The organism is Mycoplasma sp. Mirounga ES2805-ORL, from assembly GCF_017084445.1.
Taxonomy (GTDB): domain Bacteria; phylum Bacillota_I; class Bacilli_A; order Mycoplasmatales; family Metamycoplasmataceae; genus Mycoplasmopsis.
Map to the genome: position 1 here is coordinate 661,730 of NZ_CP070947.1, position 25,472 is coordinate 687,201.

At 26.8% G+C, this 25,472-nt stretch carries 18 protein-coding genes and 1 tRNA gene; 10 read left to right on the forward strand and 9 right to left on the reverse strand.

All coding sequences use genetic code 4. The features are described from left to right. The first annotated feature begins 1 nt into the window (after window position 1). Complete coding sequence (locus JXZ90_RS02875; RefSeq protein ID WP_205848266.1) at window positions 2-1,288, forward strand: CNNM domain-containing protein; 1,287 nt, start codon at window positions 2-4, stop codon at window positions 1,286-1,288. A gap of 45 nt (window positions 1,289-1,333) precedes the next feature. Beyond that, window positions 1,334-1,407 (forward strand) — tRNA-Gly (locus tag JXZ90_RS02880). Window positions 1,408-1,448: 41 nt separating this feature from the next. On the opposite strand, the gene JXZ90_RS02885 is transcribed toward JXZ90_RS02880, so the two are convergent. Continuing rightward, complete coding sequence (locus tag JXZ90_RS02885; protein WP_241003402.1) at window positions 1,449-3,005, reverse strand: phospho-sugar mutase; 1,557 nt, start codon at window positions 3,003-3,005, stop codon at window positions 1,449-1,451. A gap of 45 nt (window positions 3,006-3,050) precedes the next feature. Here JXZ90_RS02885 and JXZ90_RS02890 point away from each other — a divergent pair, with 45 nt between their 5' ends. Together JXZ90_RS02890 and JXZ90_RS02895 are read left to right on the forward strand one after the other, a co-directional pair. Further along, the gene (locus JXZ90_RS02890) at window positions 3,051-3,953 is read left to right on the forward strand and encodes an ECF transporter S component (RefSeq protein WP_205848267.1); all 903 of its coding nucleotides are present in this window, start codon (window positions 3,051-3,053) and stop codon (window positions 3,951-3,953) included. A gap of 18 nt (window positions 3,954-3,971) precedes the next feature. Beyond that, window positions 3,972-4,391 (forward strand): transcription antitermination protein NusB, encoded by a 420-nt coding sequence (locus JXZ90_RS02895; protein ID WP_205848268.1) that lies wholly within the window; start codon window positions 3,972-3,974, stop codon window positions 4,389-4,391. A gap of 31 nt (window positions 4,392-4,422) precedes the next feature. Here the strand turns inward: JXZ90_RS02895 and JXZ90_RS02900 are convergent, their stop codons facing one another. From JXZ90_RS02900 to JXZ90_RS02915, 4 genes are all read right to left on the reverse strand, one after another. Next, on the reverse strand, window positions 4,423-9,213 hold the full coding sequence (locus JXZ90_RS02900) for an FIVAR domain-containing protein (RefSeq protein ID WP_205848269.1): 4,791 nt from the start codon (window positions 9,211-9,213) through the stop codon (window positions 4,423-4,425). 31 nt (window positions 9,214-9,244) lie between these two features. Beyond that, window positions 9,245-10,255 carry a hypothetical protein gene (locus JXZ90_RS02905; protein ID WP_205848270.1) on the reverse strand — a complete coding sequence of 337 codons (1,011 nt, stop codon included), beginning with the start codon at window positions 10,253-10,255 and terminating at the stop codon, window positions 9,245-9,247. A gap of 285 nt (window positions 10,256-10,540) precedes the next feature. Continuing rightward, complete coding sequence (locus JXZ90_RS02910) at window positions 10,541-13,354, reverse strand: DUF885 family protein (RefSeq protein ID WP_205848271.1); 2,814 nt, start codon at window positions 13,352-13,354, stop codon at window positions 10,541-10,543. 163 nt (window positions 13,355-13,517) lie between these two features. Continuing rightward, on the reverse strand, window positions 13,518-14,174 hold the full coding sequence (locus tag JXZ90_RS02915; protein ID WP_205848272.1) for a hypothetical protein: 657 nt from the start codon (window positions 14,172-14,174) through the stop codon (window positions 13,518-13,520). A 116-nt stretch (window positions 14,175-14,290) separates the two neighbouring features. Between JXZ90_RS02915 and JXZ90_RS02920 the strand changes: the two genes are divergently transcribed. Continuing rightward, on the forward strand, window positions 14,291-14,980 hold the full coding sequence (locus tag JXZ90_RS02920) for a nuclease-related domain-containing protein (RefSeq protein WP_205848273.1): 690 nt from the start codon (window positions 14,291-14,293) through the stop codon (window positions 14,978-14,980). Next, window positions 14,967-15,746: a M48 family metallopeptidase gene (locus JXZ90_RS02925; protein WP_205848274.1), complete on the forward strand. Its 780-nt coding sequence runs from the start codon at window positions 14,967-14,969 to the stop codon at window positions 15,744-15,746. The genes JXZ90_RS02920 and JXZ90_RS02925 overlap by 14 nt, the downstream gene beginning before the upstream one ends. A 19-nt stretch (window positions 15,747-15,765) precedes the next feature. On the opposite strand, the gene mgtA is transcribed toward JXZ90_RS02925, so the two are convergent. The 3 genes from mgtA to JXZ90_RS02940 form a co-directional block, all read right to left on the reverse strand. Continuing rightward, window positions 15,766-18,483, reverse strand: coding sequence for a magnesium-translocating P-type ATPase (gene mgtA, locus JXZ90_RS02930; protein WP_205848275.1), 2,718 nt, complete (start codon window positions 18,481-18,483; stop codon window positions 15,766-15,768). 99 nt (window positions 18,484-18,582) lie between these two features. Continuing rightward, window positions 18,583-18,786, reverse strand: a complete 204-nt coding sequence (rpmF, locus tag JXZ90_RS02935) for a 50S ribosomal protein L32 (RefSeq protein WP_205848276.1) — start codon at window positions 18,784-18,786, stop codon at window positions 18,583-18,585. Window positions 18,787-18,907: 121 nt separating this feature from the next. Beyond that, entirely contained in the window at window positions 18,908-19,405 is a 498-nt protein-coding gene (locus tag JXZ90_RS02940) for a hypothetical protein (protein WP_205848277.1), read from the reverse strand. Between the two features lie 74 nt (window positions 19,406-19,479). Between JXZ90_RS02940 and JXZ90_RS02945 the strand changes: the two genes are divergently transcribed. From JXZ90_RS02945 to eno, 3 genes are all read left to right on the forward strand, one after another. Then, window positions 19,480-21,069: a hypothetical protein gene (locus JXZ90_RS02945; protein WP_205848278.1), complete on the forward strand. Its 1,590-nt coding sequence runs from the start codon at window positions 19,480-19,482 to the stop codon at window positions 21,067-21,069. Beyond that, window positions 21,059-22,192, forward strand: coding sequence for a tRNA uracil 4-sulfurtransferase ThiI (gene thiI, locus JXZ90_RS02950; RefSeq protein WP_205848279.1), 1,134 nt, complete (start codon window positions 21,059-21,061; stop codon window positions 22,190-22,192). Before JXZ90_RS02945 ends, thiI begins: the two co-directional genes overlap by 11 nt. 87 nt (window positions 22,193-22,279) lie before the next feature. After that, window positions 22,280-23,659, forward strand: a complete 1,380-nt coding sequence (gene eno, locus JXZ90_RS02955) for a phosphopyruvate hydratase (RefSeq protein ID WP_205848280.1) — start codon at window positions 22,280-22,282, stop codon at window positions 23,657-23,659. A gap of 26 nt (window positions 23,660-23,685) precedes the next feature. Here the strand turns inward: eno and JXZ90_RS02960 are convergent, their stop codons facing one another. Beyond that, the gene (locus tag JXZ90_RS02960) at window positions 23,686-24,420 is read right to left on the reverse strand and encodes a thermonuclease family protein (RefSeq protein WP_205848281.1); all 735 of its coding nucleotides are present in this window, start codon (window positions 24,418-24,420) and stop codon (window positions 23,686-23,688) included. A gap of 86 nt (window positions 24,421-24,506) precedes the next feature. On the opposite strand from JXZ90_RS02960, the gene pip reads away from it, so the two are divergent. Further along, window positions 24,507-25,445, forward strand: coding sequence for a prolyl aminopeptidase (pip, locus tag JXZ90_RS02965; protein WP_205848282.1), 939 nt, complete (start codon window positions 24,507-24,509; stop codon window positions 25,443-25,445). Window positions 25,446-25,472 lie beyond the last annotated feature (27 nt).

Genomic DNA, 25,472 nt, shown 5'->3' on the forward strand with positions numbered 1-25,472 from the left:
AATGACGTCCGAGCAGATTATTTATTTGATATCAATTATTTTATTGCTAGTGTTTAGTGGTGTTTTTAGTGCTAGTGAAACTGCATATACTAGCCTAAATTTAGGAAAAGTGGAAACACTTATAGACCAAAAAAAGATTGGTGCCAAATTAATCAAAAAACAATATAAAAATTTTAATCATACATTAACAACCATATTAATATGCAATAATGTTGTTAATATTGCTTCATCAACTTTAACAACAATTTTTCTACAAAAAATTAATGTTCCAGCTAATATTTTACCTTGAATTTCGATACTAGCTATAACTGCAATTGTAGTCATTTTTGGCGAAATATTGCCTAAATTAATTGCGAAAGCATATCCGGTAAAGGTGGCAAGAGTATTCTGTTTTCCACTAGAAATTTTATTCCACTTACTTTGACCAATAACCTTTCCTTTAGGCTTGATGGGTAAAAAAATCTATATTACAAATAGCGAGGAAGATGTTAAAAATCTAATCGATGTGGCTCAAAATGAAGGTGTTTTAGAAGCTAATGAAAGTATTATGGCTCAAAATGCTTTGGATTTGGATAGTGAAAAAGTTAAAAAACATTATATAAAATTAAAAGATGTTTCTTATATACCTTCTAATTCTTCTTTAAAAGATGCTTTCGAAATATTTAAAGTAACAAATTATTCTCGTCTTCCGATAGAAAAAGACGGCGAATTTATAGGTATCGTTCATTTAAAAGATATTTTCTTTTTACAAAAAGGTAAAGTTATTAATTATTTAAAAACTATTCCTTATGTTAGTGCTAATAGTAATTTATCTTCCGCTTTAGAAAAAATGAAATTAAAAAGAGCTCAAATGGCTTTTGTAACTCAAAGTAATCAAAGTAGTAAAGTTATTGGAATTATTACTATTGAAGATATTTTGGAAGAAGTAGTTGGGGAAATATACGATGAATATGATGATGATGAACTTGAAGACTTTTTTGAAATAAGTTTAGAGTTATATAGAGTTTCAAGTCATGTTTTAATGAAAGATATAATTAAAACTTTAGAAATTGAATTAGATATAGATGAGAGTGAATTAAAACTCAGTCTGCATGAATGATTATCAACTAAAATTGAAGGTAATGTAATTAAGAATTCTAAGTATAGTCAAAATAATATAACCTTTAAGGTTTTAACTTCTCCAGGGGCAGGAGATAAAACTAAAAAAGGCTATAAGGTTGAAGTTGAATTAGGGCATAAGGCAGGAACTTTAGAATTAGATATCGATTCGAAAGAAATTAAAGAATAAAAAAATAAACAAATAAATTTTATTTGTTATAATTTTTTTACTTTTGCGAATGTAGTTCAATGGTAGAACTTCAGCCTTCCAAGCTGACTATGCGGGTTCGATTCCCGTCATTCGCTCCATTTGTGTGAAGCACCAAATCTCCTAATGGAGATTTTTTTATTTAAATACAGCTGTTTATTTTAGATTTGAAGAACTCAAAATTATTCTTAGCCTCTTTTTTAGTTTTGCCATAAGCAAAAATATAAAATTTAATTTTAGGTTCGGTTCCACTAGGCCTTAAGGCGATTCATGAGTTGCTGTTAGAAAACGAAATTTTAAGCATGTTAGATTTTAAAAAATCATCTTTGTTATTAAAATCTTCTAAAATAGAATTTTCTAGATTTATTTCCTTAAATTTATTTTGGATATCTTCTAGGCATATATTCTCTTTAATTTCTATCTCGATATTTCCACTTTCAATAAATCCATATTTTTTATATATATTTTGAAGCACATCAATTAAGGTTAAATTTCGATTTTTATAGTATTGGATCATTTTAAGTAAAATAACAACTGACTGTAGAGCATCTTTATCTAAAGCTATTTTATTATTAATTAATGAACCATAACTTTCTTCAAAAGCATATATTACTTCCTTGTTTTGTTCTTTTAGTTGATTGATTAGCATACCAATTCATTTAAAACCGGTAGGAACTACATGTGATTCAATTTTGTTTTGCTTTGCAATTACACTAGGTAAGTTAGTTGATACAAAAGAATATATTAAATGTTTATTTTTGTAGTGCTTTGTTGTTTCAAGTAAAAAATTAAAAATTAATATTGCCGTTTCATTTCCATTTAATTGAATGTATCTTTTTTTATTTTTGCAAACGATTCCAACTCTATCGCTATCAGGATCTGTTACTATAAGAGCATCTAAATCATGTTTTTTGCCTAATTTTAAAAGCCGCTCATAAGCTTCTGGTTTCTCAGGATTAGGATATTGAACGAAACTAAATTTATCATCAATAACCATTTGTTCTTTTTCAAAGAAGGTACTTGGATTTTCAGAGTCATAATCCATTTTTAGTGAATCAAAAATATCTTTAATGAACACGCTGCCTGTCCCATGTAAGGGCGAATAACCAATTTTTATTTTATTTATTTCAATTGACGGACCAATTTTACTTAATTCTTTTATGTAATTCTTTTTTCATTTAGGTGAAAAAAATATTAGTCTTGGATAGTTAATTTTGTTTAATTGCTTGTCTAATTTATACTCATCTTTATATGAATGTCATGGCTTAAAAAATGATTTAACTTCTTCTATCTCTTCAGGCAACATTTGATAACCTTTGTCATTATATAGTTTTATCCCATTATATTGAGCAGGGTTGTGACTTGCTGTAATATTGAATGCACCTTGTGCTTTTTGAGTTTTAACGACATAACTTACAAAAGGAGTTGGAGTTATTTCTTCACTATAAATTGGTGTAATACCATAATTATGCATTATTTGAGCAATCAAAACACTAAATTCATATGAGTTTATTCTATTGTCTCTTCCTATTACTACTTTTATTTCATCAAGATTAGCATATTTAGATGATAAATATTTTGCGTACCCATTAGCAATTTGTCTCACATAAGCAAAGCCAAGATGGTCCTCGCCATTTCCTACAATTCCTCTAATTCCAGCTGTTCCAAAACTTAATTTATTTATTTTTTTGTTATTCATAATTATTTGATTATACATATTTAATTTCAACATATAATTGAAACGATGAATTTTTCTGAAAAAACAAAAGATATTAATTTTGAAGAACAAACTTTTATTTCAAAATTAAAAAATTATTTCTATAAAGGCGCCTTTAAGGTATCTGTTTTTGATATAGCAATTGCGGGTATCTTTTTATCTTTAAATATTGCAACATCATTTATTAAAAAATTTACAATAATGAGAGTAATACCTATCCAAATTGAATTCATTTTTTATATGTTTTATGGTTTAGTATTTGGAATTTATAAAGGTGCTTTTTTAGCTTTATTAGCTGATACATTATCATTACTCGTAATGGGGGGGATAGGCATGTGATATTGAGTGTATGCCATTCAGCCGCCATTAATAGCAATCATTTCTAGTCTATATTTCTTCTTTTTTAAAGAAACAAAATATTTTAAGTTATTCATGCCTTTAATAATTTTTATTGCTGCCTTTACGGGCATGATGCTAACTTATATATTTCATTCTAGCGCTGATGGAATGTTGAAACTAAATAATAGTAAAAAACACCCAGAATATATTTCAAGCCATATTGTTTTATATTTTATTATTGGATTTTTATTAATGTTTTTAGTAGCGGGAATATCTTTTTTAATAATCTATTTCAAAACTAAAAAAGATAAATATTTAAATTACTATATGATTTTTAGTTTGATAACTTTTATCATAATAATTTTTAGGTGAATATTAGGTCCTATTTCATATATATCATTCTACAATTATTTTTATGCTAAAAATTCTTTTAAGAGCGTTGGCAAGGATTACATTATTATTCTAGTTCCTATATTAATCAAAACAATTATTGTTATACCTGTTTATGTTGTGTTCCTAACACCAACATTTTCTGTTGTTACATTTATATCTTCAAGACAAAATGAAATATTACTAAAATCAAAATGATAATAATATAAAATACATACTATGAAAAATAGACGTCAAAACAGAAAAGAAATAATCTCAATTATTTACAAATACTATTTATTAGAACGCGAATTTAATCTAAATCAACTTTTTGAAGAAGAAGACGATTTAGATAATTCTCAGTTTAATGAATTAAAAGAAATATTTATTAACATCAATAAGTATGAATTAATCATAAAACCTTTTTTAAAAGATGGTTGAACTTGAGATAGAATAAGCCCTTTAATTAAAGGTATCTTAATATATGCAACATATGAGTTTGCTATTACACCACCTAAAATAGTTGTTAATGAAGCAATTGAAATAACTAAAGAATATTTCGATGTCGAAGGAAATGAAGATTATAAAATGGTGAATGCAATTCTTTCAAATGTATTCAAACTAATTAAATCTAAGATAACTAAAAAAGAAACTGAATAAAAAAAACTGCGCTTAGTAGCACAGTTTTTTATTATTTAAATCATTCATTTGCTGATAGGCTTGGTTGTTCAGATGTCGATGTTTGATTTTCGAAAGTATTTGTACCAGCATTATAAAATGAAGTTCAATCATTATTATGAGTAATACCATGTAATTTTCTAATTCATTTAAGTTGTTTATTTAGAAGTGTATATATTCTATGAACTAGTTTATTTGCTATATATTGATTTGTTTTGTCACCGTTGTATCCCATATGAGGAGCTTCATGTTTTATATTTTCATATATTGTATTAAAACCTTCAAAAGTGGTATCGTGTTTTATATTATCTATTTCTGATCTCTGTGTTGTTTCTAAACTTGTTGTATTAAATGAATTTAAAATTCTTGATATTCTATTTAATATTCCATCATATTCGCCTGGATTATTGTTTGAAATTTTAATTCTTGATCAGTATTGCGATTGGAACAATTTGTTTGCAAATTCAGCAATATCTGAATCTTTTGTATATTCACTAAATGTTCTAATATTAGCTTCTTCATTTGTTAGTTGGAAAGCAATAAAATCGTTGTACATAAATCTGTTAATTATTCTTGAAAGAGATTTTTTGTCTTTTTCACTATAGTTAACTAATCCTTTTCTATCTTGCAAGATAATAGCATCGCTTCTATCTCTTAATTTTTCTTCCTTGTTAATAACTTCAACTGAAGTATCAAATATGTTAGTTACATTTTCAAATAGTTTATCTCAATTATCATTTGTAGCGTTTATTGTTCCTGAAACATATTTATCGTTAAGTAATTTTACATTTACAATATCTTGAAGCGCTTTTTTCATTTCTTGAATTAAAGATTCTTTATTATTTGCGTAGTCATAAGGTTCTGAGTAAAGTTTTACATTACTATTCTTAATTACATCTGAATTAGTTCCAAATTCAATATATGACCCATCTTTTGCGTGGTTTGTAAATGAAAATGGTGTGGATTCATTAATGAGAGCATGCTCTCCAAACATATCTATAAATATAGAAGCATCTACTGCTAAATAATGTATTGCTGAGTCCCTTTTTAGAAATTCGGCAATTATGTCTTTTTTAGCATTTATAACAGCTTCATCAACATTGTTAACATTAGTTTGCAATTGAACATCATTTGTGGTGTCTAATGAATTTGAGTTTAATGTTGAAATTAAGTTATTTGAAGTATTCGCGAATCTTCCTGTATTTGTTTCGTGCGATTTTAGATATTCTTTCACTTCATTAGAATCGATAACAACTCTCTCTTTATTAGCTTTGAGAATATCTTTGTTAAGTTGAATTTTAGCTTCTTCAAGAACTTTAGCCGAAGATGAAGAATCGTTTAATATTGTTTTAGCCTTAATGAAGGCATTTTCTAGATTAGTTTTAATTAGAGAATATTTATCATCATCTAATTTAGCAATTTCATTTATTTCATTGTTATTAATTGTTTTATCAAGTGCTTTTTTTGCAATAATTTGCGAGGCTTTATCTATCTTTTCTTGAGCTTTAGCTTTTTTAGTAGGATCTACTATTTTAATTAATTCTTTTTTAGCATTATCAATATTTTGTTTGTCGTCTAAAGATTCTGATGAATCAGTAACTTTTTCAGCAAATTCGATTGCTTTGTTTGTTGCTTCATCATCTAATGCCTCTTTTGCTTGTAATTTTTGCTCCGCTTTATCTATTGCTTCTTGAGCCTTAGCTTTTTTAGCTAAGTCAGTAATTTTAGATAATTCCTTTTTTGCGGCTGTTATAGCTATTTTGTCTTGTGCTGGAGTCGTATCATCTGTAACTTTTTCAGCTTCTAAAATAGCTTTATCTCTAGCGTCGGTCTCAGCAGATTCCTTAGCTTGTAATCTATTTTCAGCGGCAGATATTAGATTATTTGCTTCTTCTTTTTTTGATGAATCAATAATTTTATCTAGTTCCAATTTTGCACTTTCTATTGAAGATTTATCTTCTAGAATTGTTGACTCACTAGCACTTTCTTTAACTTTATTGCATTCTTTTTTAATTTTATTAAAGGCAACATCATCATTTTTATTTTGTTTATCAGTAATTGCTTTTTGAATAGCTTTATCTAAGACTTCTTTAGCATTATTAATTTCTATTTTTGTTGCAGAAGGCGAACGGTCATAAACGTCTTGAGCAACCTTAAAGGCATTAGTTAGTTCATTAATAATGTCATTATCTTCACCGTCTGCGAGTTTTGCAAGTTCTTTAGATTTTTTGCTTAAAGAATTATTCAATAATTGTTTAGCATTAGTTAGTTCATTGTCAATAGTTGTTCTTAATGAAGTTGCATCTGACATTGCATCTCCAAGAGTTTTTATAGCTTTATTAAAGCCTTCCACTGTTTTTAAACCGGATTGGTCAACTTTCTTAGATTCTGCTATAGCTTTTTCTAAGTTTGCAATAATAACGTCATAACTTTTTTTATTATCGGCATTTTTTAATTCATCTATTTTAGATTTAACATCTTTTAGTTTTTGAGTGTAATTATTATTAGCTTTTGCTATTTTAGCAATTAAAATTGCTTCTTCTAATTCCTTTTTAGCATCTTTAAGTTCTTGAGTGGTTGACTTAGAATTTGTTTCAATTTTTTTAGCTTTACTAAATGCATCTTGAAGTGAAGTTTTTATCTCATGATCTTCTGGAGAATTATATTTATCTAGTTCATCTGATTCTTTATCAGTACTATTAGTTAAAGAGCTTTTTGCGGCTGTTTTAATAGCATCTAATAGATCATTTTTAAATTTAATTAAGTCTTTTGCTGTTGAAGTAGGTTCATTAATGATATCTTCTGCAATTTCGAATGAATGTTTAAGAACATCTTTAATTGCCTCTGTAGCACAATCCTTTAGTTCATTTACTTTAGTGTTTATAATTTGTTGTAATTTAGCTTTTTCAATTTCTTTTTCAAGAATTTTGTTAGCCTCTTCTAGTTCTTCAGTTGTTGATGAATCGATGTTTTTTGATTCAGCTTCTTCAAATACATTTTTAAGAATTTCTTGAAGTTCGGAATCTAATGTATTTTTTAATGCAATATTTTCTACTAATTTTTTCTTAGCTGCATTTTTAATAGCACTAGTAAGTTTTATAGTTTCTTTATCAAACGAAATCATTTGTTCTTGATAGGTTTCAAAATCATTTTCTTGAGGTTCATCCTTATCTAACAAGGATTTCGCTTTTTCAAACTCAATCTTAAGTTCTTCTTTGATGGTATCTTCATATAGAGATAATTTTTCATCTCTTAAAATAAATACTTTTTCTAATTTGTCTTTAGAAGCGAGGTATACCTTTTTAAGATCTTTAATAGCTTTTGTTCTTGATTCGTTTAATACATTGTAAGCATCTGCTAATTCCGCTTCAGTAGCTTTAGGATTATTTTTACCCAAAACATTTTGAGCGACCAATAAGTCGTTATCTAATTTAAGTTTGCTGTCGTTTGTGAAAAAACCTTTTTCATCATTTATCTTTTTAATTAAATTCTCTAACTTTATTTCAGCTGCTTGATGAGAATCAGCTTTAGCAATAATTGCATTTAGAATTGCATCATCTAATTTTCTCTTAGCTTCAAGAATTTCAAATTTAGAAGAAGTTTTAGATATGTTTTCAGCATCGTTGAAAGCTTGTTTTAAATTATTAATAATTGTGTCATCAGCTGGTGAAATTAGTTTTGCAAGTTCACTATCCTTTTTTAAAATTGAAGTATCTAAATCAGCCCATGCTTTTTCAATTTTATTTTTGTCATCTTTTGCTTTATTTATAGCTTCTTGTAATTCAACGTTAGCATCATCAACCATTTGCGGTGTAGCTTTTTCATTATCTAATATTTTTTTAGCTTCTGAATAGGCTTGTTCTAGCTCTTTATTTATTGTTGGATAACCGTGTGCGTTAGAAATAGAAACATTAGGATATTTATCTAATTCAGTTTGTTTGTCATTATATAGTTGTTGTAATGGAATTTTCTTTTCAACTAATTTTTGCTTTTCAACTATTTCGTTATATTTTCTATTCAAATTGTTTTTTGCTTCACTTAATTCATTTAATGTTGCTTCAGGAGAAACTTTATTTAATAAATCTTTAGTTTTTTTAATTTCTTGGTCTAACTGATTTTTTAAATCAATATAGTGGGAAGAAGAGCTTAATATATTATTTGAAAATTTTTCGGCTTTTTCAATTTCTATACTTAACTGTTCTATAGCATTATCAATTAAATTCTTACTAGATATAGCCTTATTTTTAGCTTTAGATATTTCAATTAAAACTTTTGCTAAATTAGCTGTTTTTTGATCAATATCTTCTTGTTTTAGATTATTTAATTCAGATTGATTAGTTGGTAGACTATTTTCAGTAATCGTTTTTTTTGCTTTTTCAATTTCTGTATCTAGTTTAGCTTTTATTGAAGCATATTTGGCTTCGTTGCCTAAAATATTTATTTCAGCTATAAACTTAGTTAATGCTTTTGTAGCAATAATATGCTTTTTAATAGATAATTCCTTTTGAACTTGATTTAGTCTAATTTGAAATTCTTTTTTATCAGTATCTTTTATATTTGAATTATTTTCAATTTTTTTATAGTCTTCTTTTGCTTTTTTTACTAATTCTTCAATTATTAGAATATCTTCATTTTTAATTTCTTTATTTTGAACATTTTTAAGTTTATTTTCAGCTTTAATTAAGTTTTTGTAAAAACCCTTTTCATTATTTTTATCCAACAAAATATAAACTGTTCCTGCTGTTGCTGCAGCGGTAAGTAAAACTAGACCGGTAGCGGTCACTTTCTTATTTTTTGAACTCATTGTTTCTCCTTGATTTTTGGTGCATATTTTATTAGAAGACTAATATTCCTAATACATGCAAAATTATTAAAATTAAATCTACTGTAAGTATTAGTAAACTAATAGCTAATAATCATCATCAGCCTTTATTTGTTTTTTTAGATTTTACATTTAGTGTTGTTTCTTCTTTTGTTACAATCTTTTCTTCTTTTTCTTTAAAATTTGTTATTTCTTGTTGTTTTTTATCTGATTCAAAATTATTATTTTCAAGATGATATGTAATCAAAACACCCTTGTTTTCAGGAAGTAATTGTTTTTTATCAATAACTAAATTGTATTTTGAGTTAGATTTAATATCTGAATTTTTAATTTCTTTTGGTTCTTTATTTGCGACATCAGCGGTTAAGAATGTGTTTTCTAGTTCTTTGTTTAATTCAATAACTTCTTCTGGCATCCCTTCTTTAAAACCTTCAATAATTTTTATTGTATTTTTAGAGGTGTTGTCTTCGTCTCCAACAACATAAATGATTTCTAATTTATTGTTGTTAATAACATTGATTTCTGAAATAATAACTTCATATTTTGATTTAATTTCTATATCTTCTTCAACAATTTCCTTAGCATATTTAGTTTCAATATCTTTAATTGAAAAAATTACTTTGTTCGCTTCGTCATCTCAATTAACTTCAGTTTTTTTAGTTTTTGATTTTGTTTGTTCAACTAAGTTTTCTTTATTAATAAATTCAATTGCCTCTTCATCTTTAACATTAGCTTCCTTAACTTTATCTAAGATAATTCTTGCGTTTTCGTATGTTGAGTTACCTCTAAATGCCCCATCCCTGTGGAATCATACTTTAGATTCTCCATCAAGTTTTTCAGCAGTTTCTAAAAAGAACTCTAGTGCTTCATAGAATGTTGGAAAATTTGTAAGAGTTTTAATTTTTGCTCTTTTTACATTAAATGAAATATTTCTATCTTCATCGAATTTTTCTGATAAATAAAATTTATTTATATTTGCCTTTTTTACTTTTTTGGTTGTTGTTTTTGCTTTTGTTGTAGCCATTTTTTTCTCCTTACTTTCAAATTTGAATTAAAGTCTCTTACAAAATAGATTTATTTATGTTTAATAACAAGTTCAATTTAATAATGAATTTAATTAAAATTCAAAGCCTTTTTATTTTTGAATACATTACATTTAATATGTATCTTAATCAACATTATATATAAATAATGTGTATGTTCCTATTTTTACCATTTTTATGTGGAAAACTTTTTTACAAAATCAATAATAATTACTATTGAAAAAAGAAAAAAGCGACCGCTTTAGGCGATCACTTTTTGTTGTTTATTATTTTTCAATTCCATATTCAGAGAAAATTAGATTTTCTAATGCTTCCATAGGAATGTTACCGAATTGTAGGTAAAGGTTGAATAGTTTTTTAATTCCATCTTTATCTTCGATAAATTCTTTTCTGGTTTTTCCGCTCTTAGCTTGAACTTTCTTGTAAATTTCTTTCATAACTTCTTTACCTGAGTTATATGAAGTAGCTTGAGCTGGGTAGCCTAAGTAACGTTTTGGATAAGCATAAATATCTGAAGGTAATTGCATGTGTTTTTCCATAAATTCACGTTGTTCTTTAATTGAAATACCTGAACCGATGTAATTATCTGTTTTGTCAATTACACCATGGATAGCAGTATCTAATGCAAGACGGTTATCACGCATCATTGCTTCATTTAACATACCGTAGTATTGTAATAAGTTACCAATTTCAATGGCTTTAATAGCTTGTTCTGTAGGTTGTAGTGTTGTTTGAACTGAGCCGGCAAGATCTCAATATGTTCCACCTGCAACATTTTTGATATATTCAAGTTCGGCTGGAGTAGCCACTTCACCTGCTAGTGGTGGTAAGTATCCATTTAACGCCTTAGTAAAGTCTGTAGGGATAGCATCTCAGTTATCATTGTCATATGCTGGTGTTCCATATCATCCAGTTTCCATTGCAAATCATTCAACAAATAATGCTCAACCTTCAGCATATGCAGTACTATCAAATAATCCTTCAATAGCCATACCACCTTCAGTTGCTTTGTAACTCTTTGTGTATCAAAGTTGGTTGTGGTGTCCCATCTTAGATTCATGGTTTGTAAACGACGTTGTAGATCATTTTGGTAGCCCCATATATGGTTTTAGGTTGAAGTAGAATTCGCCTTTTGATGAACTATATGAACCTAAGTCATCACTATTTTCTGCAACTGGCGTAATGTTGCATGATGGAATTCCATCATTAAAGAATGATGAAGCATATCCTTCTGTTTTTTCTTTTCAATTATTGTATTGTCTTAAAGCTTCAATACCAGCTGCATACATTTGTTTGTTTGTTATGCTGCTATTAAATTCATAAGGCATATCACTTAATTTAACTTTTTTGCCACCTTGGTCAGTAGGTTTGTCTAATAATCATCCTTCTGAATCTATTAAATTAGCTTCTGTTCCGGCTGGAGCTTTAACAAATTGATCTTCTTTAATGTATTTTTCAAAGCCAGCTTTGTTAGCTTTTTCTCTAAATCCTTTATATTTATCTTCTGTTAGTAATTTATTAACTGAGTCTTCACTTAATGTTTTTTCTTCTAAACCGTAGTAGAATTGATCGCTCATGATAAATTTGTATCATTCTTGCATATCAATTTGTCCACCCTTACGTATGTTTGCGGTAATTTTTACTGATTTAGCAATATTTGAGGCATTAGCTTCTAATTTTACATCATTAAATTTAAATTCAGGTGTTCAATCAGCATCTGCACTTCCGGTGATTATTGTTGCTAATTTATTTGCAACAAATTTCATTCCTTCAAGGTTGTTTTTTGAATTTCTAACACCTCAATCATATATTTCTTGTGCAGGTTTTTCAACAGTAAGTTGAGCAAATAATTGTGCATCATAGATTTTTTTGGCAGCTTCTTTATTTTCCATACCGCCAATACCTACTTTTTTAGCAGATAAATCAGCATTTGTGTATCCTAAACCATAAACTGTTTGTCATGCTGATCCCGCAAAAACTGAAATGTGGTCTTCAGCTTCAAATTCAGAGGCTTTTGAATCTGCTGAAAAGTTAACTTTACTTAGTTTAATTTCAGGGATTTCACCATGTGCCTTATTAAAGTATTCAACACCATAGAATTTCACAAATTTATTTAATAAATCTTTTGTTTTACCGCCAGAAGTTTTTCCATATTTATCAATAAATTGAGATAAAGTTAGAGATTCATCTGTACCTTCTATAAATTGTGATAGACCTCTTTTGTAATCTTTATCTTTTTGTAAAATAGCAGCTATACCACGTTTAACATATAGTTTTGAATTTGTAATGCCTTTTGCAGCACCTTGTTTTAGATTTTCGATTAATTGGTTAAGTTCTTTTTCTGCTAGAAAAGCAACATCATAATATGTTACATTTCAAAAGAATTTAAGCATATTATCATCAGAAATATTTGTAGCATTGTGACCTACATATCTAGCATCTGATTCAACAATTTTAATATCAGTTTTGATTAATGTAATCATTTCATCAACTCAAACTTTTTCTGTTGTTGATAATTCACCTTTTCTATAATCTTCAAACTTTTTAAGTTCTTCTTTTTCAAAGTCTAGTAGTGCTTTTTTACTGTCGTCAGTTAAAATTCCACCTGTTTCAAATTTAGAAAGAACTCCTTTTCTTGCTTTTGAAAATATATTCCATTTTTCTTGTATTTCTTTAGCATATATATCTGTGTCTTTTCTTATATCATTAATTAGACCTTGATCAAGTTTGAAGTTATTCATTTTTGCATCAAGTTCTTCAATAGTATTTTCATCTGTGAAGTCTAATGCTTTAATTTTTTCTTTTACTTTTTCAATAGTAGCAGGTGTAGTAACATTTGCTAATAATTCTAATTTTTCAATTTTAAATTTAAGTAATTCAACTCTTTTATTTAAAAGCGCTTTATTGCTTTCAGCATTTTTAGCTTTTGCTTCTGCTTCTTTAAGTTGCTTCTTTAAATTGTCAATTTCTTCTTGTTTTTTTGAATCGTTTCCACATGAAACTGTTAGTGCAACTGGCGCAACTGATGCTCCTATTGCTAATGAGTTTCCTAAAACTAACATTAGTTTATTTTTTTTCATATTCGTTAGTTTTCCTTTCATATTTTCAATTTCGGTATAAAAATTACACCAATATTATTTTAATTCATATTAAAGAAAAAAATAAAAAAATATGACTTAATAGCCATAAAAAAGTAAAACTTTTATTTTATACTAAAAAAATAAACATTCAAAACATTTTTTATTATATTTTTATTGTTAGCATTCCAAATTTAACAGCTCTTGGGCCTTGGTCTATAAAAACTGGGCATCTTTCTTTACCAAGTATTTTGTATTTAAATGAAAATTTATCGTCTTCAAATTTAAAAAAGCTATCATCTATTTTGTATACCTTCATTTCCATTGAAAATTTTCCGGGAGCAAAAATATCTCCAACATCTTGTGAGTGTCCTTTACAATTTTCATCCCCTCTAAGAAAAATTTTCATAGTTACACTAATTTTGAAATACTTTTTAAAAATTTCTACAAATTGATATGAATTTTTAGCATTCTTTAATTGAGGCAGAATCTTCTTTTTAAAAAATATTTTAGGGTTTCCTGGAGCATTAATCCATCCCGCATCCATTTGCAAGATATTTCTAGGTTCATTATATTCTTCAAAATTTCATGTATATACAGGTTCTATTGTTGTTTCAGTTTCTATATTAGTTCCATGATTGTCTTGTTTGTCGTCTTGATTTTTATTGTTTGTATTATCATTGATATTTTGTTTATCTTTTGAGTTTTCTTCACTATTTGTATCATCTTTTGAGCTATTTTGACAAGAAACAGAAACACCGAATATTGTAGGTGTTAGTATTGATGTGGGTAATAACATAAATCAATTTCTATGCTTTTTCATACCTAATATTATAGAATTTTCTTTGAAAAAATAAAGTTTCATTTTTTAAATTGATAAGATATTTGAATTTTAAAAAAATCTATTTTCTGCAATCTACATTATATAATTATAAGAATATGAATTGATCTAAAGAGATGAAAATTGCTGCACCAATAGGATTAATAATAATGTTAATCATTTTTAGTTTATTAATAGTATATTGAGTTTGAGCAAATAGAAAAAGTAAAAAAAATAATACAATCGGTTTCCGTTTTGAAAATAAAATTAAAAATATAATGAGCTTATATGCAAAAGATAAAGGTTTCAAATTTATCGAAGGCGGATTATTTAGTTATGGGGCTAACCAATTCTTTGAAGTTGATGGAATTTTGATTACAAATAAATCAATTTTTATTATAGAAACCAAAGCTTATGAAGGTCATATAAATGGTAATGCTGTTGGAGAACAAGTTACAATAACTAATAATAATAAGGTTAAAAAATTAAAAAATCCATTACTCCAAAACTTTAAGCATATTAAACATTTTTATAAAATGTGTGGTATTGCTGTGCCTATTTTTTCATTAATAATTTTTCCAGAGAATACAACATATGATTTTGAACAACTAGATTCATGGGCGATTATTGCTAATGAAAATAATATTAATCAAACAATGCAGGATGTCTTTGATGATTTAGAAGAAGACGCTGATATTTCAAATGAAGAGATAATGCATATAGTCCAAGTTTTACAAGATGGAAGAAAAGCAAGTATTAGAGATCTAAAGGTTTTTGGAAAAATCGGGGCTAGAAATGGAAGAAGATAAATACAGCTTTTTAGTTAGTTTTCAATTTAATAATAAAGACTATTTTGTGTATCAAAATGTAATTACTGAATTTGTTAAAACAACTTGAAAAATAGGCGAAAACAATAAAATATTTATAACCACATCTATAACTTTAGATAAACAAGCTTTTTGAGATTTAGAGTTAGATAAAAAAATCAAAAAACAAATTGAATTGGATGATAAAAAATCTGGAGATAATAAATTAGATAGTAAAGTTAAATTAATTCATTTTATAAATAAAGATAATCAAACCGTTACTATTTTTGGTCAAGAATATTTATATGAATTTATGGCAGTGACTAAAAGCACAAATACCTATTTTATTGATGAAAAAGAAAAAAAGTTAATAATTTTTGTATCAGAAAAAATTAAAAAGAATCTATCAAGACATAAAAATATTCTTTTAAACCATTTAAATACTATATATAGCAATTATCTTACTGTTGCCCAAAAAAAATATGCTGAGTTATTAGGCATAAAAAATCCTACTTTTTATATTAAAGTAATGAGGGGAGCATATGGCAAAAATGTATTTCATCTTTTTAAGTATGTTTATATTTGATATCATCCATATACATTAGCTTTTAGTAAGGAGTTAATTGATACGTTAATAGTTCATGAATTAACCCACTGTAAACATAGAAATCATAGTAAGGATTTTTACAATTGTAGTTCGCAAATAATAGATAACTTTAGAGCAAAAAATAAAACTATACGTAATACAAGTATAGTTCTTAAATGATAAATATTCACTTAATATGGAGTTATAATAATTCTCCATATTTTTTAATGTATATTTTTCTTACAATCATAATTAGGGTTATGTATAAAGCAATAGATCCAAATAATAGTAGGTAGAATCAATTATTCAATGCTTTAACGTGAAGTGCATCATTGACACCAGGTATATATGGAATAACTGTTATTAATATAGCACCAGCTATCGATAAGAATAGTAAGTAGAATGATGGTCTCGATTGAATAAATGGAACTCTTTTAGTTCTTATAAAGTGAATTACAAGTGATTGTGTTCACATTGAGATTATGAATCAGCCGGTTTGGAATAATGTTGCAAATTCAATACTTGAAGCATCAAGCTCAGGATATAGATTTGGAATAAGGGCATATCTTAAAATTAAGAAAGATATTATGTCTACAATAGAACTTATTGGTCCAAACCAAATCATAAATTTAAATATACTTTTTACATTTCAAATTTTTGGTTTTTGAATAAATTCTTGGTCTACTTTATCTCATGGAATTGCTCCACAAGCAAAATCATAAATAAGATTTAAGAATAATATTTGAACGGCTAATAAAGGAACAAACGGAAGCATGATAGCCGCAAATAAAATACTAATTATGTTTCCAAAATTGCTACTGATTGTCATTTTCACATATTTATTCATGTTTGCATACGTCTTGCGACCCTCAACTATTCCAGTTGATAAAACATTTAAGTCTTTTTCTAAAAGAATAATATTTCCAGTTTCTTTTGCTATATCAACTGCTGTGTCAACCGATATTGAAACATCTGCCACTTTCATTGCAGGAGCATCATTTATACCATCTCCCATATATCCTACAACATGACCTTTTTCTCTTAGGGCTTCAATTATTCTAGATTTTTGGTCAGGGCTTAACTTAGCAAAAATATTATATTGTTCAACAATTTCCTGCAATTCTTGATTAGACATGTTCGAAATTTCTGATCCTAAAATTATTTTTTTACTTGGTATATTTACTTTTTCACAAATTGCTTTTGTTACTCTAGCGTTATCTCCAGTTAGAATTTTTACTTCTACACCTAAATCATGTAATTTTTTAATGGCGCTTTCAGTTGATTCTTTCGGAGGATCCAAGAAGGCTAAATAACCAATTAAAACCATTTCATTTTCACTTTTGATTGTGAATTGTTCATTATTATCTTTAATTTTTTTATGAGCAACCGCAATTACTCTCATACCTTGGTCATTTAGTTTATCGACCTGGTTAAATATTTTTTTGATAATTTTGTCACTGATTGGAATTATTTGATCTTGGTATTCAATGAATTTACATATTGATACCACTTCTTCAACAGCACCTTTTGTAATCATTCCAATCTTATTTTTCTCTTCAATGCTTTTAACTAAAACTGTCATTCTCTTTCTTTGAAAGTCAAATGGAATTTCATCAACTTTTTCATAAAGAGTCTCCAGGTTTCTTAATTGTAAATCTATATCTGACAATTCTTCTGTTTTTTCAATTATTGTTTTATCAAGTAAGTTTTTTAATCCTGTTTGATAGTAACTATTTAAAAAAGCGTATTTTAAAACTTTATTGTTTTCTTGACCATCTACATCTAGGTGTTTTTCTAAAACGATTTGGTCTAGGGTTAAAGTTCCAGTTTTATCTGTACAAAAAACATCCATAGCTCCAAAGTTTTGAATAGAGTGTAAGTTTTTTACAATTGTTTTTTGTTTAGACATATTAAGTGCCCCGCGAGATAATGTTCCAGTAACTATCATTGGAAGCATTTCTGGGGTTAAACCAATAGCAATACTTATTGTGAATAAAATAACATTTACCCATTTTTTAATTTCTGTATATTCATGATTAAACAATAATTTACCAGTTGTTATTATGAATACCAAAGGAACAACAGTTAGCATTATCTTGATTAATAATCACGAAATAGAAGATAGCCCTTTTTCAAAATTTGTTTTTGTAGGCTTTTCATTTATCTTTGTAGCAACTTGGCCTAAATAGGTATTTTCTCCAGTTACAAGAACTATACCTTTTGCACTACCACTAATAACATTTGAACTTAAGAATGCTATGTTTTGTAAATCAGTTATATTTGGATTTTTTTCATTGGTTGGCGTTGCAAATTTCTCTATAGAATCACTTTCACCAGTTAAACTAGATTGACTAACAAATAAATCTTTAGCACTAATTATTCTTAAGTCTGCAGGGATAATATCACCAGCTGCAAGAATTACTATGTCACCTGCCACAACTTCTTCAAGAGGTATTTCATAAAAAATACCATTGCGTTCAACTCTTGTTGTGGTTTGAATCATCTTAACTAGTTTCTCTGCGCTAGCTTTGCTTCTTGATTCATTAACCATGTGTAATATTCCACTAACTATAACCATTGACACAATAATTATGAATGTGGCTGGTTGAACACTATCTTCAATTACTTGAGTAGCGGGTAAAATAATATCTACTATTAGTGAAACAAGAGATAGAAGAATTAGAATTAATGAAAAAGGATTAAAGAAGGCGCCTGAAATATTTCTTCAAATAAGACCTCTACTCTTCTTTTCAATTTTATTTGATCCAAATTTTTCTTTATTAATTTCAATTTGTTCTTCAGTTTCTAATCCTTTTTCGGATGAATTAAAGTATTTATAAACATCATTAATATTATTTTTTGAATTTTGTATTAAAAAGGTTTTGCTATTAAAAAATGTTCTGTTTAATTGTTTCTTCATAAAACCTCCTTAAAACATATATTTATTAAATTTTAATAAATATTATTAATTTATAAACTAATAAAAAAAATAAAAAAATGGGTATAGCCCATTTTAATATTATTTGTTGTCGCGCATGTCTTGACTTTTGAAGCCTTCAACTTTTTTACCTTTATAAAATCCGCAGAATTCACAAACACGGTGTTGTTGAATCATTTTAGAGCAATTCTTACATGCTACAAGATTTTGAACAGGCAATGCATCATGGGTACGTCTTTTGTGTTTACGTTGTTTAGATGTTTTACGCTTTGGTACTATAGCCATGAGACCCTCCTTAAAAATAATTTAAAACAATTTATGTATTATATTTAATCACATTATATAAAATAGCAAAATTTATTATATATTTAATTATCAATTCAAAAAGTAAAAAATTATAAATAATCTATTTTTTTACCGGAATCTTAATTGTAATTAAAAAATAAAAGATAATTTTTATAAGGTCAATAACATAACCTAGAAAAATAAATGACAATGATATATATCCAATAATTCCATATTCAAGTAAGTAAAAACCCGCTGGAATTTCAATCTCGTTTTTAAGAATACCTTCTAGCATCTGATTACTTTCAATTAAGTAATACATGCTTAATAGGTTGCCAATAGCGAAAGTAGCAGCTAAAATTATGGATCAAAGTATTCATCTAAATCATTTTTTATTTTTAGGGAAATCTTTTTTAATTTTTACAATTATTAATATAACAAATATTAAACTTGCAATAGATAAAATAGCAATAAATAAACCTATAAAATTATTTTGTATAAACAAGTTAATAATACTCATAAAAAGCAATGTAATATCAATTGTTATAGCTATAGTACAATACGTTAATAACGTTTGATTCTTATTTTTCATTGGTTTTCTATTAATAAATTCATTCATATGAACAAAATTATAGTAAATATATAATCTAAAATTAGTAAAATTAAAATTATAGGATTAGGAGATCTATTATTATGAAAAATTATATCTGGTTGTTTTCATCGGCTTTAGTTGTAATTCTGATTGCAATATTTTTGATGATCTTTTTAATTGTTAGAAAAAATATTTTAAACAAATATTCAAGTCAAATTAAGAATTACTATACAACATTAACAACAAATAAAGGTGAAGTATCAATAACTATTTTGCGTTTCGCTTCTATTTCCAAAACCCATAAAAATAATTTAGAGAAAAAAGATAAACTGGAAAAACTTGATTTCAAAATGAATGAATGTGCTTCTGATATGAATGACATTATTAAGAATTGAAGAAAAAGTATTAAAAAATATTCTCTAATAGAATCTAAAAAATATTCCTTGCAAGCATCAAAAACAATGGATAAATATTTAAAGTATTATGAAAAATTTGAAACAATTGCAGATGAGTTAAACAAGTATTGAAATACTATAGATTTAGTAGCCATTAATTCGCATAATATCTTAAATAAACTAGAAGAATATTTAGATGATCAAAAAGACAAATTAACTCATAGTTATAATTTCCTAAAGGATGAATTATCTGATTTAAATTATCAAACAGGAATATTTGATGATCAAAAAATAACTAGTGAAATAAAACACGTGTCAAAAGAATTAAATGAACATGAAAAGCGTATTAAAACATTTATAAAAAAATTAGATCATTTTGTAAATATTGAGTGAGCTTTATTTCACAATATGCCTAAAGTTTTAAATGAATTAAAAAACAATATTAAAAATGTTGATTTTGTAAAGTTTGAAGAAACTTTAAATAGTTTAGTTCAAAAATATTGTGAAATTCCATATCAAGATGTTGTTAAATCAATTAAAAAGTGATATCGTGATCTATTCTGCATAAACAAAGATTCTTCCTCTCTTGATTCATTCAACAAGTACATTGAAAAACAATCTATTGTAATTCATAATGAATTAGATGCAATTAAAGAGAATTTAGATGCATATATTTTGTCAGACGAAATTAAATATGTTAATGAATTCAAATCTATGATGAGCAATTTGAAACGCATTAATTTTGAATTAAATGATTTTGAAAAAAATTTGTATAGCAACAACATAAATAGTATTTCAAAATATAAAGATATAATGGAATCGATTATTGAATGAGTTGGCAAGTATAATAACTATGCTTTTGAAGCAAATAAATATGAATTAATTAATCAATATCAAAGTAAATATTTCGATGTAATAAATCTTTGATATTTAAAGGTTTTAACAATGAGATCATTTTTAGAACCTAGTCAAGACAATGAACGTGAGTTTACAAAATTAATTAAAAGTCACGTTTATATTGAAAATGACTTTGAGAAAAATAAAAAAGTTGGTAAAACAAAAATATGATCAGAATTTTTAAATAATCTAAATTCTCTTTTAATTAAAGTTATGACAGCAAATACTTATAAAAAAATGTGTAATGAATTAATTTTTTCATTGAATCAATATAGATTTTCTCCAGAAGTAAATGATGTTTTATTAATTGTTAGTGACAAATTAAGAAAAAAAGAATATGAAGACGCTTACGACACGTTAGCAAAATTTTTGAAAAAGGAAAAAAAATATGTACTCTAAAATTTTAATTAGATATGGTGAGCTTACCTTAAAAGGCAAAAACAAAATGACTTTTGTCAAGATACTTTCAAAAAATATCAAAAAGATTGTTGGTGAAAAACCTGAAATTGAATATGATAGAATGTTTTTAAGTTACTCTGAAGATAATTTAAGTAAATTATCAAAAATATTTGGTATTACTAGCTATTCACCTGTAATAGTAACTAGTAGGGATTTTGATGTAATAAAAGAGTCGTCTCTGCAATTAGTTTCTCCAAATATTAAAACATTTAAGATAGCGGCTAGAAGAAATGATAAAAGTTATTCAATGAAAAGCAGTGATATAAATATGAAGATAGGATCCTATGTATTAGAAAATTTCAAGAGTATTAAAGTAGATGTTCATAATCCGGATGTGTGTATAAATATTGAAGTTAGAAAAAATAATACATACATTTTCAGTGATATTATTCAAGGAATTGGTGGTCTTCCAGTTGGTTCTTCAGGCGAGGTATTACATTTAATGAGTGGAGGAATAGATTCGCCTGTTGCAGCATATCAATTAATGAAAAGAGGATTAAAAGTTACCTTTTTATCATTTGTTACTCCTCCTCAAACGGACCAAAAAACGATTGATAAAATGATAAGTTTAAGCAAACTTTTAAATGAGTATCAAGGAGATACAAAATTTTTAATAGGTAACTATTCAAAGTTATTGAACTATATTGCGTTAGTATCTAATCCTAAATACAAAATTACTTTAATGAGAAGAAGTTTTTATAGAATTGCTAGCATGTTAGCTTCAAAGTTAAAAATAAATATTCTTTCAAATGGCGAAAATTTAGGTCAAGTTGCATCGCAAACTATTGAAAGCATGAGTGTAATTAACGCTGCAAGTACTAAATTAGTTTTACGTCCTCTTTTAACAAATGATAAAGTAGAAACTATAGAGTTAGCAAAGAAAATTGGGACATATGATATATCTATTATAAAAGCTTCTGAAACATGTGAATTATTCGCCCCAAAAGAGCCCGTTACAAAGCCAAAATTAAGTGATTTAGTAAAATTAGAAGAAGAACTAAATTTACTTGATAAGTTAGAAAAAGAATTAATTGATAAAAATATTGAAACAACATTTATTTAGTGTGTATATTACTATTTTATAGATAAATTAGTAATTATAATTAATAGTGTAAAATTAAATGTATAGATAATATTTAAGGAGAAAAATATGAGCAAAATTAAAACAATTTATGCAAGAGAAATATTAGATTCTAGAGGAAACCCAACAGTTCAAGTCGAAATTACTACGGAGAATAATATATTAGGTACTGCTAATGTACCTTCTGGGGCTAGTACAGGTTCAAAAGAAGCTTTGGAATTAAGAGATAAAAATAATGCCAAATATAAAGAAAACTGATTTGGCGGTAAGGGTGTTCAAGAAGCTGTTGATAATGTTAATAAGATAATTGGACCCGCATTAATTTCAAATAATTTTGATGTTTTTGATCAAGAAAAGGTTGATAGCTTTATGATAAATCTTGACGGAACGGAAAATAAAACTAAGTTAGGAGCAAACGCAATATTAGGAGTTTCATTAGCGCTTGCTCATGCGGCTGCAAATGAGAAACAAATACCACTCTATGAGTATTTAAAAGATCAAGAGAAATATATACTACCTTTACCTATGTTGAATGTCCTAAATGGAGGAGCTCACGCTTCAAACACAGTGGATTTTCAAGAATTTATGATTATGCCAGTTAGTGCAAAAAACTTCAAAGAAGCATTGAAAATTGCTAATAAAGTTTTTCATACATTAGCTGGAATATTAAAGGCTAAAGGACATCAAACAACAGTTGGAGATGAAGGCGGTTTTGCTCCAAATAGTAAAAGTCATGAAGAAGTTCTAAATTATTTAATTGAGGCAATTACTAAAGCAGGGTTCACCCCTTCTAAAACAGATAGAAATGGTGTTGCAATAGCGTTAGACTGTGCTGCAAGTGAATTCTACAATTCAAGTAGTAAGAAATATATTTTTAAAAAACTAAAAAATGCAATTGATTTAAAAATGCCCGGATTTGAGAATTTACATGGAACTAAAGTTGATTTTACAACAGAAGAATTAATTAAATATTATGTTGATTTAGTTAAAAAATACCCAATTATTTCAATCGAAGATCCGTTTGATGAAAACGATTGAGATGGATTCAAAAAATTAAATTCTTTAATCGGAAACGAAATTCAAATTGTTGCGGATGATTTAACTGTTACTAATTTAAAACTTTTAAACAAATCTATTAGTGAAAAAGCTGCGAATTCAATTTTAATAAAACTAAATCAAATTGGCTCTTTAACCGAAACTATTAATGTTATAAATAAAGCGCAAGCAAACGGCATGAGTGCGGTTATTAGTCATCGTTCAGGTGAAACTGAAGATACAACAATAGCTGATTTAGCAGTTGCATTTGGTACAGGTCAAATTAAAACCGGTTCACTCTCAAGAACCGATAGAGTTGCTAAATACAACAGATTATTAAAAATTGAAGATGATCTAGATAATAATTCTTCTTTTTTAGGTTTAAAAAGTTTTAAAAATATTAATGTGAAATAAAATGAGTATCTTGACTCATTTTTTATTTAAAATGGATAAATTTCTGAATAGAACCCACTATATATTCCTAATTTATTTTTAGTTGCATATTGTTTAGCTTCTAGAAGACTTTTATAATAGGTTGTATTAGAGGTATAGAATTTATTATTTGGATTTAAACTTATATAATTCATCCTTGCATAACCTCATTTGACTAGTTGTTCACAAACGTTTATGTATTTATTATCTATTGTTCTAATATAAATAATAGCCACTATTCTTCCGTAGGGATCTGAAATATCATTTCTGCCATTTATAGTCTTTTGGGGCACAACAATTATGTCTTTAGTAAAAGTTCCATTTAATAATCAACTTGTAAATTTTTCAGCTTTCTTACCATACTTATATTGTTTACCAGTTGTATCAGCCCAATTTCCTTGACCTATATTTTTGTGAGTTTCCGGTGTGTCAATACCACTAAATCTAAAGTAAGCAGACTTCATATTTAATATATTTGTTGCGCCAAATGTATCGCCATCTCTAATTGAATTTACTTTAACAATTGTTCCTTTATTAGCTTTAAAATCATCATCATATTCATAGTTAAAAGCATTGACTTTATCAATGTTATGAGATTCATAAACTATTTGATTTGATGTGCCTTTTTTATTTTTTTTCTCTCCATCAGGATTTTTATTTTGTGAATTGTAAAAGCAACTAGAACTTAAAACTGGTACCGATGAAACAATTGCGCCTAAAAACAAAATCTTTTTGAATTTCATATATTCTAATACTCCAAAATTAATTAATATTTATTAGTTTCAAATTATATATTTATTAATCTTTAAAGAATATATAATTAATTATTATGTACGAAAAATATTTATATCCAGCAATTGAACCATATGAAAAAGGTTTTTTAGAAGTCGACAACATTCATAATGTTTATTATGAAGTATCAGGTAATCCAAAAGGAATTCCAATTGTTTATGTCCATGGCGGTCCTGGTGGAGGAACTACAGAGAACTGCAGAAGGTATTTCAATCCTAAAAAATATAAAATAATTCTATTTGATCAAAGAGGTTGCGGGAAAAGCTTGCCAACATTAGAGTTAGAAGGTAATACGACTCAGAATTTAGTTAATGACATGGAAAAAATCAGAATTCATTTAGGAATTGATAAGTGAATTCTTTTTGGTGGATCATGAGGTACAACACTTTCTTTAGTTTATGCTATCCATCATCCACACAATGTTTCCAAAATGGTGCTTAGAGGAGTCTTTTTATCTAGACAAAAAGATTTAGATTGACTATACCAAGCAAACGGTGCAGGGGAAGTTGAACCTATTGCCTATGAAAAGCTTGTTAAAAATCTTAATAAAACAGAAAGACGAGATGTTGTAAATTCTTATTTTAAATTAATGAGAAGTCCAGATGAGAAAACACGAAACGAAGCTTTTTTAGATTGAAATGAATGAGAATCATATTTAGTTTCGGTAAATAAACAACCTTTTAATAGAAAAAGAGAATTAGAATTTTCAAAGCAAATAGCATTAATAGAAAATTGATATTTTGAAAACAAATCATTTTTTGAAGAAAACTTTATTTTAAACAATGTTAATAAAATAAAAGATATTGAAACATATATAGTGCATGGCGAATTTGACTTAATTTGTATGCCTTCAGCAGCATATGATTTACACAAAGAGTTAAAAAATTCAAAACTTTATTTTTTAAGTAACGTTGCACATACTCAAAGAGAATGAAAAATATCTAAAAAACTTGTTGAAATAACAGATTTAATTTAATTAGAAAACATTTAAAAATAGACTATT